This window comes from Micromonospora sp. LOL_021 (genome assembly GCF_048060215.1).
Classification (GTDB): domain Bacteria; phylum Actinomycetota; class Actinomycetes; order Mycobacteriales; family Micromonosporaceae; genus Micromonospora_E.
Window position 1 is genome coordinate 53,353 of sequence record NZ_JBHMIN010000013.1, and the last position, 12,093, is coordinate 65,445.

The 12,093-nt window shown below is 72.9% G+C and carries 9 protein-coding genes and 2 pseudogenes; 8 read left to right on the forward strand and 3 right to left on the reverse strand.

Translation table 11 applies throughout. The features are described 5' to 3' along the window. Positions 1 to 6 precede the first annotated feature (6 nt). The 4 genes from ACFHWT_RS11430 (at position 7) to ACFHWT_RS11445 (ending at position 3,495) form a co-directional block, all read left to right on the forward strand. Entirely contained in the window at positions 7 to 924 is a 918-nt protein-coding gene (locus ACFHWT_RS11430; protein ID WP_416594577.1) for a helix-turn-helix domain-containing protein, read from the forward strand. Between the two features lie 92 nt (positions 925 to 1,016). Then, entirely contained in the window at positions 1,017 to 1,211 is a 195-nt protein-coding gene (locus ACFHWT_RS11435) for a DUF397 domain-containing protein (RefSeq protein ID WP_416594578.1), read from the forward strand. Between the two features lie 177 nt (positions 1,212 to 1,388). Then, positions 1,389 to 2,972, forward strand: a complete 1,584-nt coding sequence (locus ACFHWT_RS11440; RefSeq protein ID WP_416594579.1) for a S1 family peptidase — start codon at positions 1,389 to 1,391, stop codon at positions 2,970 to 2,972. A 148-nt stretch (positions 2,973 to 3,120) separates the two neighbouring features. Next, entirely contained in the window at positions 3,121 to 3,495 is a 375-nt protein-coding gene (locus ACFHWT_RS11445; protein ID WP_416594580.1) for a DUF2784 domain-containing protein, read from the forward strand. Here the strand turns inward: ACFHWT_RS11445 and ACFHWT_RS11450 are convergent. Genes ACFHWT_RS11450 through ACFHWT_RS11460 form a run of 3 tightly spaced genes read right to left on the reverse strand, consistent with a single transcriptional unit; the run spans position 3,452 to position 7,319 of the window. Then, positions 3,452 to 5,020, reverse strand: a complete 1,569-nt coding sequence (locus ACFHWT_RS11450) for a YbjN domain-containing protein (protein ID WP_416594581.1) — start codon at positions 5,018 to 5,020, stop codon at positions 3,452 to 3,454. The two genes, ACFHWT_RS11445 and ACFHWT_RS11450, sit on opposite strands and share 44 nt — an antisense overlap. Then, positions 5,017 to 6,843, reverse strand: coding sequence for an HSP90 family protein (locus ACFHWT_RS11455; protein WP_416594582.1), 1,827 nt, complete (start codon positions 6,841 to 6,843; stop codon positions 5,017 to 5,019). The genes ACFHWT_RS11450 and ACFHWT_RS11455 overlap by 4 nt, the downstream gene beginning before the upstream one ends. A 5-nt stretch (positions 6,844 to 6,848) precedes the next feature. After that, positions 6,849 to 7,319, reverse strand: a complete 471-nt coding sequence (locus ACFHWT_RS11460) for a YbjN domain-containing protein (protein WP_416594583.1) — start codon at positions 7,317 to 7,319, stop codon at positions 6,849 to 6,851. A gap of 237 nt (positions 7,320 to 7,556) precedes the next feature. Here ACFHWT_RS11460 and ACFHWT_RS11465 point away from each other — a divergent pair. The 4 genes and pseudogenes from ACFHWT_RS11465 to rimO all read left to right on the forward strand — a co-directional run. Next, positions 7,557 to 8,279: pseudogene (locus ACFHWT_RS11465) on the forward strand (DNA translocase FtsK 4TM domain-containing protein); the annotation flags it as partial. Positions 8,280 to 8,381: 102 nt separating this feature from the next. Beyond that, a pseudogene (locus ACFHWT_RS11470) lies at positions 8,382 to 10,076 on the forward strand (DNA translocase FtsK); the annotation flags it as partial. Between the two features lie 53 nt (positions 10,077 to 10,129). Beyond that, the gene (locus ACFHWT_RS11475) at positions 10,130 to 10,450 is read left to right on the forward strand and encodes a DMT family transporter (RefSeq protein ID WP_416594584.1); all 321 of its coding nucleotides are present in this window, start codon (positions 10,130 to 10,132) and stop codon (positions 10,448 to 10,450) included. Positions 10,451 to 10,575: 125 nt separating this feature from the next. Then, positions 10,576 to 12,093 carry a 30S ribosomal protein S12 methylthiotransferase RimO gene (gene rimO / locus ACFHWT_RS11480; RefSeq protein WP_416594585.1) on the forward strand — a complete coding sequence of 506 codons (1,518 nt, stop codon included), beginning with the start codon at positions 10,576 to 10,578 and terminating at the stop codon, positions 12,091 to 12,093.

A 12,093-nucleotide genomic window follows, 5' to 3' on the forward strand; every position in this document is an offset into this window, starting at 1 on the left:
GCTGGCGTGCCTGGCGATCCCGGCTCCGGCGAGTCCCCTGCGGCGGCGCGGCGCAGGCTCCGACTCGCGCTGCGCCGCGCCCGGGAGTCGGCCGGGCTGACCCAGGGCAAGGTGGCGGACGCCCTGGACTGGTCGGTCTCCAAGGTCAACCGGATCGAGAAGGGCAGCGTCTCGGTCTCCACCACCGATCTGCGGGCCCTGCTGGAGCTGTACGGCGTGGTGGACGCCGACCGGGCCGAGCGGCTGCTGCGCGACGCCCGTACCTCCCGGTTGCGGGGCTGGTGGGACGAGCCGCGCTACCGGGAGCACCTGACTCCGGCGATGCTGCAGTTGCTGCAGTTGGAGGGCGAGGCCAGCGCCATCCGGGTGTTCCAGCCGACGCTGATCCCGGGCCTGTTGCAGACCCGCGAGTACGGCGAGTTTGTGTTGAACTTCTGGCGCAGCGAGCTGCCGGAGGCCGACCGGGCGCTGCGGCTCGAGGCCCGGCTGCGCCGCCGTGACCAGGTGCTGGACCGACCCGATCCGCCGGAGTTCCACCTGGTGCTGGACGAGTCGGTGCTGTGGCGCACGATCGGCGGGCCGCGGGTGATGGCCGGGCAGTTCGTCGCCCTGCTGCGGGTGGCGCGGCGACCGAACGTGCGGGTGCGGATCGTGCCGTTCGCCGACGCGGCGATCATGGCGATGCTGGCGCCGTTCACGCTGCTCGACTTCGGCGACGAGGAGAACGCGCTGCTCTACCGCGAGGGCATCCTGCTGGACGAGATCGTCCACGCGGCGCAGCGGATCGGCCGGCACCGTGGCTACTTCGCGCACATCTGGGACTCGGCGCACGACGAGGCGACCTCGGCCCGGTTGATCACTGAGCGGGCTGCGGCGTTGACCGCCGATCTGCCGGCCGCGCAGGCCCCGTCCGTCGGCGGATGAGTGCCGGTCGCGTATCGGCCGGGCCAGGTGCCGCGTTGAACACGGCAAATGCCGAATAATCGGTATAAGGGCTGAAGCGGGGGAAAGCTATGATGCGGACATGTCGCGGCTGGTGGCGGAGCAGCCGGTGCGACACCAACGCGTGCCTGGAAGCCACCGTGACCGCCTCCGGCGATGTGGCGCTGCGCGACTCGGCCGAGCCGGACGGGCCCTGGCTGGACGTCGACCCGCAGCAGTGGCGGCGGTTCCTGCGCGGGGTCAACCGAGGCGACTTCGCCGGCCGGTAGGAGGCGGGTGGAGGCCGCCTCCCACCGACTCGGCCGAGAGTTGGTACGCGGCGCGGCCCCGGGCGGTTCACCAACCCGGCTGTGACATTCGGCATCCGTACGGGTCGATCCATCGACCGGTGTCCTCCGTACCACCTGCCGGCGTCTACCCGACGCCAGCCGCAGAGGAGGTACGGGATGCGACGCCGACGGATCGTCACCGCCGGGATCACCGTGGCCGCGGTCGGGCTGCTCGCCGCGGTGACCCTGCCGGCCGTGGCCGGCGACGACCCGACCGACGGCGACCCCGGCACCGCCACCGGCCAGCCGGCCGGCACCGACGGCCAGCCGTCCGCCGCGCACGACGACCTCGTCGCCGCGCTGCGTCGCGACCTCGGCGTCAGCGCGGCGGACGCCCGGACCCGGCTGGCCACCGAACGCTGGGCCACCCGTACCGTCGACGTTCTGCGGGCCGACCTCGACGCGGCGTACGCGGGCGCGTGGATCAGCCGCGACGGCGCCGACCTCGTCGTCGCGGTGACCGACCCCGCCCAGCTGGACCGGGTCCGCGCCGCCGGTGCCGAGGCCCGCCTGGTGGCCCGCAACCAGCAGCAGCTGACCGGCGTCAAGGAGCGCCTGGACCGGGTGGGCGACGCCGCCAGCCCCGACCTGGCCGGCTGGTACGTCGACCTGGCCGACAACACCGTGGTGCTGCTCGCCCGGCCCGGCGCCCAGCCCGCCGCCCGCGACTTCGCCGCCGCCGCCGGGGTGCCGGCCGACGCGGTCCGGGTGGACGCCTCCGACGAGGCACCGGTACCGCTGTTCGACGTACGCGGCGGCGACCCCTACTTCATCGGTGCCGGCGGCCGGTGCTCGGTCGGCTTCTCCGTGGTCGGCGGCTTCGTCACCGCCGGGCACTGCGGCCGACCCGGCGACACCACCACCGGGTTCAATCAGCAGGCGCAGGGCGTGTTCCGGGCGTCGTCGTTCCCCGGCGACGACTGGGCGTTCGTCGCGGTCGACGACGACTGGACGCCGCAGCCGGTGGTCAACGACTTCAACGGCAACAACCTGCCGGTCGCCGGCAGCGTGGAAGCGCCGGTCGGTGCCAGCATCTGCCGCTCCGGATCGACCACCGGAACCCGGTGCGGCGTGATCCGGGCCAAGGACGTCACGGTCAACTACCCGGAGGGCGCGGTCAGCGGGCTGACCCGTACCGACGTCTGCGCCGAACCCGGCGACTCCGGCGGTGCCTGGCTCTCCGGCGACCAGGCGCAGGGCGTCACCTCGGGCGGCTCCGGCAACTGCCGCACCGGCGGCGTCACCTTCTTCCAGCCGCTGGCCGAGATCCTGCAGGTCAACAACCTGACCCTGGTCACCACCGAGGACGGTGCGGCCCCGCCGACCGGCGCGCCGACCGCCGTACCGACGGCGGCGCCCACCCAGCCGGCGGACCCGCCGCAGAGTCCGTGCGCCGGCCACACGGTGCTGCGTGACGGCGAACTGACCCGTGCCGGTGGCCGACAGACCCAGCCGGACGGACGGTTCTTCCGGGCCGGTGCCGGCCGGCACACCGCCTGCCTGCAGGCACCGGCCGGCGCGGCCTTCCGGCTTACGCTGCAACGCTTCACCGCCGACGGCTGGCGCACCGTCGCCTGGGGCGACCGGGCCGGCGCCACGGTGACCCGGTTGAGCTTCTCCGGACCCGCCGGTGCCTACCGGTACCGGGTGCAGTCCGGTCGAGGCGTGGGTGGCTACCTCCTCGGGTTCTCGGTGAACTGACCGCCACCCGCCGCGCCGTCCCCGGGGACCGCCCTTCCCGGGGACGGCGCACCCCCGGCGACGGCGCACTCCCCGGCGCACCTGCTGAGTACGCGTACCCTGTCGGCCGTCGACCGGCGCTCGTAGCCTGGCCTACGGGGAGGTCACCATGGGCTACGAGCTGCTGACCGTCGTCATCCTGACGGCACACTTCGGGTTCCTCGCCTACCTGGCGGTCGGCGGGTTCCTGGCCTGGCGGTGGCCGCGGACGATCTGGCTGCATCTGACCGCGGCGGGCTGGGGAGTGCTGGTGGTGGCGGCCAACCTGAGCTGCCCGCTCACCGTGGCCGAGCACTGGTCCCGCCGCCGGGCCGGCCAGGCCGGCTTCGACGAGGGGTTCGTCGAGCGCTACCTGACCGGGGTGATCTACCCCGACCAGTACGCCTGGGCGGCCCGGCTGGTGCTGGCCGTGGTCGTCGTGGCCAGCTGGGCCGGGGTGGTCAGGGCAGTTCGGCGACGGCGTCGGCGAACTGCGCCCCGGTGATCACCGCCGCGTTCACCAGCGCGGCGAGCTGCGCCCCGCTGACCCCGTACGCCAGGTCGGTGCTCACGTCGCCGGCCAGGATCAGCTCGCCGGACCCGGTGTCGTGCACATAGGCCTTCGGCAGCAGCCGGTCGTGGTTCCACGAGTTGCAGAACCGGTACGCCTCGGCCAGCCGGTCCGCCGGCAGCCGCCGGTCGGCCAGCACCCGGCTGTGCAGCACCCGCTGCTGCTCGCCGAGCCGCTCGAACTGGATCACCGCATGCCCCCACTTGCCGCCGACCACGCCGTTGTCGTCGACGAAGTACCGGTCGCCGCGTTCGTTGAGCGCCGCCGTGATGCCCTCCAGCGTCAACGGCGAGACCACGTCCGGGCTACCGCCCGGCGGTACGCCGACCTCGCCGCCGGTGGCCGGCTGATCGGCCGGCAGCTCGACGGCGTCGGTCAGCGGTTCGGCCGCCAGCCAGCCGGCGATCCGCCGCGACTGGTGGTCGGTGCCGTTGCGGGCGTCGAACCGGCCCGCCAGCTCGGTGGCGGTGGCGGCCAGCTGCGCGCCGACCGTGGCCACCGTCAGGTCTGCGGCCGGCCGGTCGGCGTACTCCGGCCGGTGGATCGTCTCGTCGCCGTGGCCGGCGGCGGTCGCGAGCCGGCAGACCAGGGCACCGGCGGCGGCGAACTCCATCGCCGAGGCGTCGTCGTACGGCCGGTCGAACCACTCCAGATGCTCCGCGAGGATCGCCAGGCCACGCTGGTGCTGACTGACCAACGCGCAGAACCGCAGGTGCTCGGCCAGGTACGGGAAGGCGTCGCGTTCGTGCCGGTGCCGCCGGTACGCCCGGACGTGCGCCTGCGCCGCGTCGGCGTACCGGCCCAGCCGCAGGTACGGCATGATCACCGCGACCAGCGCCTTCTCCGGCTGCTCGGTGCAGCCGACCGCGCCGCTGAGCACCGGTTCGGCGATCGCCAGCGCCGCCTCCCACTCACCCCAGCCGGCGAGCAGCTCCGCCTGGCGGGACGGGTCGCAGCCGGCGCAGTCGCTGTTCTCGTCGCGCGGGGCGGTGCGCCACCGGTCCAGCCACTGCCGGGCCTGGGCCTCGTCGCCGACATGGTCGGCGATCTTGCAGCGCAGGTTGTACACCGCCTGCAGGCTCTGCCCGCTGGCGGTGAACCGGCGCTCCATGTCGTCCAGCGCGGCCCGGGTCTGCGCCAGACCCACCTGCGGCGTGCCGCGCAGCGTCGCGACCGCCCACTTGTGGTACCAGCGCAGCAGCTCGGCGTCCCACGGCTCGAACATCTCCGGGTACCGGTCGAAGGTGTTCAGACACCAGCCGAACGCCGGCAGCATCCGCCAGCGTTCGGTGTGATGGTTGTACGTCTCGATCAGCGCCATCCGCGCGTCGAAACCGATCCGTGCCTGCCCGGCCGCGTCGGCGTGCGCGGCGATTCGTTCCAGCTCGGCGATCTTGCCGTCGCCGTCGGGCAGGTCGGTGGCCTCGTCCAGCGCCTGGACCAGCTCCTCGGCGGTCACGGTGTCTCCTCGGTGGGGGTGCCCGGCCCGTCGGCCGGATCGGTGAAGGCCCGGTCCAGCAGGGCCAGGAAGGACCGGTTGAGCGCGGCACTGTCCACCGCCCGCAACGGATGGTGACCGGCTAGCAGCGCCTGGCCGTACAGCGCTTCGACGGCGTTGCGTAGCGCCGCTCCGGCCGGTTGCGCGGCGAGTCGGCGAATCAGCGGGTGCCGCCAGTTGAAGACCAGCTCCGGACGGTGGTCGACGTCGACGTCGGCGAACGCGGACAGCACCTCCGACCACAGCTCGTCGGAGCCGGCCACCGCACGGCGCACGCTGTCCTGCTCGCGGGCGGCCTGGCCGAGGACGTACAGGGCCGGCACCGTGACCGGGTCGAACTGCCGCAACTGCGGTACGCAGTCCAGTTCGGCCAGCACCGTGCGGGCGGTGGCCAGGAAGGTCTCCGCCACCGCCAGTTGTCCGGGCGAGAGGGTCTCCAACCGGGCGGCCAGCTCGCCGGGGTCCAGCCGGCGGGTGCGGATCGCCGGGTCCAGCCGGGGAAGGCGCTGCAGGATCTCCGCGTCGTAGGCGTAGCCGGCGTTGACGATCGGCGTACCGGCGGCGGACGCGATCGCGGCCAGTGACCGGAACTCGTCGACCGTCTCCACGTACCGGATCATCGCCAGATGCTGGCGGAACAGCCGCAGCGGCATCATTCCCCGGCTGGTCTCGAACGGCAGCCACGAGTCGACCAGCCGCAGCATCTCGTCGTCGCGGACGGCGAGCGCCTTCACCCCGAGATGGTGCACCCGCAGGAACGCGGCGAGCCGTTCCGGCTGGCTGACCGACAGCTCCAGCAGCCAGCTGCGGATCTGCTCGCCGAGCCCGTCGCGGACCGCGCCGAGCAGGTCGTCCTCGTAGAGCGCCTCGCGGCTGGCGGTCGGGCGCAGTACCGAGGTGTCGACCACGCAGCGGACGAAGAACGCCCATTCCGGCAGCAGCTTGCTGGCGTCGTCGCTGAGCAGCATCCGTTTCAGGTAGACCCGATGGCCGCCCTGGCCGACCGTCGACGGCGACGGCAGCACGAAACCGACACCGACCAGCCCGGCTTCCGGTACCCGCAGGTCGATCACGTCCATCGGCCGGGCCCCGAGCAGCGTCGCGCCGTAGTCCAGCAGCGCCTCCCGGCGGGCCGCCGGGTCGGCGTGGACCACCTCCCACGGGGCCTGCGGCTCGGTCAGCCGGACCGGCTCGTCTCCCGGCGGGCAGAACAGCACCGGTACGTCCAGCAGCCGGGCGTAGTCGCGGACCAGGTCACGGACCTGGTCGGCGGCCAGCCAGTGCCCGGCGTCGGTGCGGGGGCGCAGCGTGACGGTGGTGCCGACCGGTCCGCGTGCGGCGTCGTCGACCTCGGTGGTGTAACGCCCGTCGGCGTACCCGGTCCAGCGCACCGCCGGTCCGCCCCGGGCCGACCGGGTGACCACCTCGACGGTGTCGGCGACCATGAAGCACGACAGCAGACCGATGCCGAACTGGCCGAGGAAGTCCTGCCGGGCGAAGCCCAGGTCGTCCCGTTTGGAGGTACGCCCGACGCTGGCCAGGAAGGTGTGCACCTGCGGCTCGGTCAGGCCGATGCCGTCGTCGTGCACCCGCAGGCCACCGTCGGCGGTGGGCTCGATCCGGACGGTACCGCCGGCCCAGTCGGCCTCGGCCTCCCGCCGGGCGGTGATCGCGTCGGTGGCGTTCTGCACCAGCTCCCGGGCGAACACCCGAGGGCTGGCGTACAGGTGGTGGCTGAGCAGGTCGACGATGCCGCGCAGGTCGACCTGGAAACGGTGTTCCATCCGGGTCAGCCCGCCAACTCGGCGACGGCGTCGCAGACCTGGCACCCGGTGGCGATCCCGCAGTCGAGCAGGTGGTCGAGTTGCGGGGCACTGACTCCACGTTCCAACGCGGTGATCAACTCACCGCAGACCCGGGCGGTGCCGTCGTCGTCGACGTGGACGAAGGTCTTGGGCCACAGCCGGTCGTGGTTCCACTCGTTGCAGAAGGCGTACAGCGCGGGCACGTCGTCCACGGTGAACAGGGTCGACGCGATGGTCCGGACCCGCAGCACCTCGCCGTTCGGCCCGAGCCGGGAGAACACGATCAGGTTGTCGTTCCACCGGCCGATCAGGTCGCCGTCGGAGTCGGCCTGGAAGTGGTAACCACGGGCGGTGAGGGTCTCGGCGATCATCGCGGTGGTCAGCGGCCGCAGCACCTGCATCGCACCACCGCCGGAGGGCGCGTCGGGCAGGTCGTCTGGGTCCGGCGGGGGCATGCGGTGGTCCTTTCGGTACGGCACGGCGGACGGCGGGCCTCGCGCCCCGGCCGGGGGCCGGCGCGCGGACGGGCCGGCGATGTCCGGACGGGGGTCCGGCGGTGCACGGCGTCGTCGTGGCCTCGGGGGACAGTAGGGGCCGTTCGGAATGGTGGCACAGCCGCGCCGCCCCGCGTGGCTCGGACACGACCCGGAAAAGCGAGGGTTTGTATGCCGGCGGGGTTACCGTGGGACTCTATGGCCGGCCGAACCTCCCAGGCGAGTCGGCGGCGCGGCGGGTCGACCAGCCGTGGCGCCGCGACCGGCCGTGCCCGGACGCCGGCCCGCAAGCGCCCGACGGCCCGCAAGCGCCCGGCCCGCAACTCGCCGGCCGTCCTGGTCGGTCGCGCGGTCGGCGCCACTTGGATGGGGCTGGCGCACGGCGTCGGCTGGGCGGTGCGCACCGCCGGTCGCCGGGCGGCCACCGCCCGGGAGTTGAGCCCGGAGCACCGGCGCGACGGCGCCGGCCTGTTCGTACTCGGCCTGGCCATCCTCACCTCGATGGCGATCTGGTTCGGTGCGGCCGGTCCGTTCGGGGTCCGCGTCGCGGACATGATGCGGCTGTTCGTCGGCGCGATCGCGGTCGCCGTACCGTTGCTGCTGCTGATCGGCGCGGTCCGGTTGATGCGTGACCCACCGGAGGAGCCGGAACCCCGGGGCCGCGGGCTGGTCGGCTGGTCTGCGATGCTGGTCGCCACGGCGGGGCTGCTGCACATCGGCCAACGTCCCGACGACGACCTGCAACGTGACTACGCCGGCGGGCTGATCGGACTCGGCGTCGGTACGGTACTGGAGCACACGGTCAGCTACTGGGTCGGCGTGCCGCTGCTGATCCTGCTGCTGATCTTCGGTCTGCTGGTGGTCACCGCCACCCCGATCAACCGGATTCCGGAGCGGCTCGGGCTGCTCGCCGGGGTGGTGACCGGGCGGGGGCCGGAGTCAGACCCGGCGTCGGCCGGTGACGACACCGGTACCGACACGGGGGACGACGAGACCGCCGGCGACGAGCGGGCCCGCCGCCGCCCGCCGCGCCGCCGGCAGGCCAGCCGGACGGCCGACGCCCTGCCGGAACCGTCGGCCGGTGCCGACGGTGCCCCGGCCGAGCCGCTCGATCTGCAGGAGACGATGGAGCTGCCGCGCCGGCCGGCGGCGAAGGTGCCGACCACCCGCACCTCGCCGGAGCCGCCGGAGCATTCCCCGACCCCGACCCGCGCCGAGCAGCTGGCGATCACCGGGCTGTCCGGGGACTACCGCCTGCCGCCGGCCAAACTGCTGCGGACCGGTCCGCCGGCGAAGACCCGCAGCAAGGCCAACGACGAGGTGATCGCCGCGCTGCAGGGGGTGTTCGAGCAGTTCGACGTCGACGCGGCGGTCACCGGGTTCACCCGCGGTCCGACGGTGACCCGCTACGAGGTGGAGCTCGGCCACGGGGTCAAGGTCGAGCGGATCACCCAGCTCTCCCGCAACATCGCGTACGCGGTGAAGTCACCGGACGTGCGGATCCTCAGCCCGATCCCGGGTAAGAGCGCGGTCGGCGTGGAGATCCCGAACACCGACCGGGAGGACGTGTCGCTCGGCGATGTGCTGCGCTCCCGTGCCGCCGGTGCCGACCACCATCCGATGCTGGTGGCGCTCGGCAAGGACATCGAGGGTGGCTTCGTGGTGGCCAACCTCGCGAAGATGCCGCACATCCTGATCGCCGGGGCGACCGGCGCCGGCAAGTCGTCCTGCCTGAACTCGCTGCTCATCTCGATCCTCAGCCGGGCCACCCCGGACGAGGTACGGCTGCTGCTGATCGACCCCAAGCGGGTCGAGATGACCGGGTACGAGGGCATCCCGCACCTGGTCACTCCGATCGTGACCAACCCCAAGAAGGCGGCCGAGTCGCTGGAGTGGGTGGTGCGCGAGATGGACATGCGCTACGACGACCTGGCCGCGAACGGTGTCCGGCACATCGACGATTACAACCGTAAGGTGCGGGCCGGGGAGATCACCGCTCCCCCCGGCAGCGAGCGGGAAATCCGGCCGTACCCGTACCTGCTGGTGATCGTCGACGAGCTGGCCGACCTGATGATGGTCGCCCCCCGGGACGTGGAGGACTCGGTCGTACGGATCACCCAGCTCGCCCGGGCCGCCGGCATCCACCTGGTGCTGGCCACCCAGCGGCCGTCGGTGGACGTGGTGACCGGCCTGATCAAGGCGAACGTGCCGTCCCGGCTGGCCTTCGCCACGTCGTCGCTGTCCGACTCGCGGGTCATCCTGGATCAGCCGGGCGCGGAGAAGCTGATCGGCCGGGGCGACGGCCTGTTCCTGCCGATGGGGGCGTCGAAACCGCTGCGCATCCAGGGCGCCTGGGTCAGCGAAAAGGAGATCGACGAGATCGTCGCCTTCTGCAAGAAGCAGCGCGAGCCGGAGTTCCGCCCCGACGTGCTCACCACCGCCCAGGAAAACAAGAAGAAGATCGACGAGGACGTCGGCGACGACCTCGACCTGCTGGTCCAGGCGATCGAGCTGGTGGTGACCTCACAGTTCGGGTCGACCTCGATGCTGCAGCGCAAACTGCGGGTCGGGTTCGCCAAAGCGGGCCGGTTGATGGATCTGATGGAGACCCGGGGCATCGTCGGGCCGTCCGAGGGTTCCAAGGCCCGCGACGTCCTGGTCAAGCCGGACGAGCTGGAGGACGCACTGGCGAGTCTGCGGGCCGTCGAGGCGAGCTGACCGCACTGGTGCGGTCGGTTGACTATGGTCGGCCGTACCGATGGGGGTGGGTGATGGCCTGGGTCCTGCTGGTGGTCGCCGGCCTACTGGAGACCGGTTTCGCGCTTGCCTTGAAGCAGAGCGCCGGATTCACCCGGTTGGTGCCGTCGGTGCTCTTCGTCGTCGTCGCGCTGGGCAGCTTCGGGCTGCTCTCGCTCGCCCTGCGCGACCTGCCGGTCGGCACCGCGTACGCCGTGTGGATTGGCATCGGTGCCGCCGGCACCGCGATAGCCGGGATCCTCTGGTACGGCGAGCCGGGCCACGCCGCGCGCCTGGTCTCCATCGCTCTGATCGTCGCCGGCGTGGTCGGTCTGCGGCTGTTCCATTCGGCCTAGACCGGCGTCCGCCCTGGCCTGGACCGGCGTTTGTCGGTCCGGTGGTGCGTCGGGCACGTTCGGTCGGATCGTTGCGCGTCGCGCCGCCCGGCCGCCGCCCGCCGGTGGCCCGGTACCCTCGTCAGGTGTCTGCTTTTCCCCCGCCTCCCGCCCCACCGCCCGGCCGGCGTGTCGCCCTGCTCACCCTGGGGTGCGCCCGCAACGAGGTCGACTCGGAGGAGTTGGCCGCCCGGCTGGACGCCGACGGCTGGCAGGTGACCACCGACGCCGACGGTGCCGACGTGGTGCTCGTCAACACCTGCGGCTTCGTCGAGAAGGCCAAGCAGGACTCGGTGCAGACGCTGCTCGACGCCGCGGACGGCGGGGCCAAGGTAGTGGCCGCCGGCTGCATGGCCGAACGGTACGGTCGGGAGCTCGCCGAGCACCTGCCGGAGGCGCAGGCCGTCCTCGGGTTCGACGACTACCCGGACATCTCCGGCCGGCTGCGGGCGGTGCTGGCCGGCGAGCAGTTGCCCGCGCACGCGCCGCGGGACCGCCGCACGATGCTGCCACTGACCCCGGTGTCCCGGCAGCGCTCCGGTGTCGTCGTGCCCGGTCACGCGACGGTCGACGAGCACACCCCCGCGCACCTGCGCGCGGTCCTGCGGCGTCGGCTGGCCAGCGGACCGGTGGCGTCGCTGAAACTGGCCAGTGGCTGTGACCGCCGGTGCGCCTTTTGCGCCATCCCGGCGTTCCGGGGGGCGTTCGTCTCCCGCGGTCCCGAGGAGCTGCTGGCCGAGGCCGAGTGGTTGGCCGGCACCGGCGTTCGGGAACTCGTGCTGGTGAGCGAGAACTCGACCTCGTACGGCAAGGATCTGGGCGATCCGCGGCTGCTGGAGAAGCTGCTGCCCCAGTTGGCGGCCGTCGACGGCATCGTCCGGGTCCGGGTCAGCTACCTGCAGCCGGCGGAGACCCGTCCGGGCCTGATCGAGACGATCGCCACCACGGCCGGTGTGGCACCGTACTTCGACCTGTCCTTCCAACACGCCAGCGAGCCGGTACTGCGCCGGATGCGGCGCTTCGGCTCCACCGGGCGGTTCCTCGACCTGCTGGCCTCGGCCCGGTCACTGGCGCCGCAGGCCGGCGCGCGGAGCAACTTCATCGTCGGGTTCCCCGGCGAGACCCGGTCGGACGTCGACGAACTGGTCCGTTTCCTGTCTGCGGCCCGGTTGGACGCGATCGGGGTGTTCGACTACAGCGACGAGGACGGCACCGAGGCCGCCGGACTGCCCGACAAGGTGCGGGCCGCCACGGTGAAGCGGCGCTACGACCGGATCTGCGCGCTGGCCGACGAGTTGTGCGCGCAGCGTGCCGAGGATCGGGTCGGTACGACGGTGGAGGTGCTGGTCGACAGTGTCGACGACGGGCTGGTGGAGGGCCGGGCCGCGCACCAGGCGCCGGAGGTGGACGGCTCGACGACCCTGGTGGCCGGCGCTGCCGCCGGTGCCGGCGCTGGAGCCGGTGTCGAGCTAGCCATGCTGCGCCCCGGCGATCTGGTGCGGGCGACGGTGACCGGGACCGAAGGGGTCGACCTGGTGGCGGTACCGAGTGACGTGCTCTCGTCCGGTACGGCCGACCGGCCACTCTCCGCCGCGGTCGGGTGA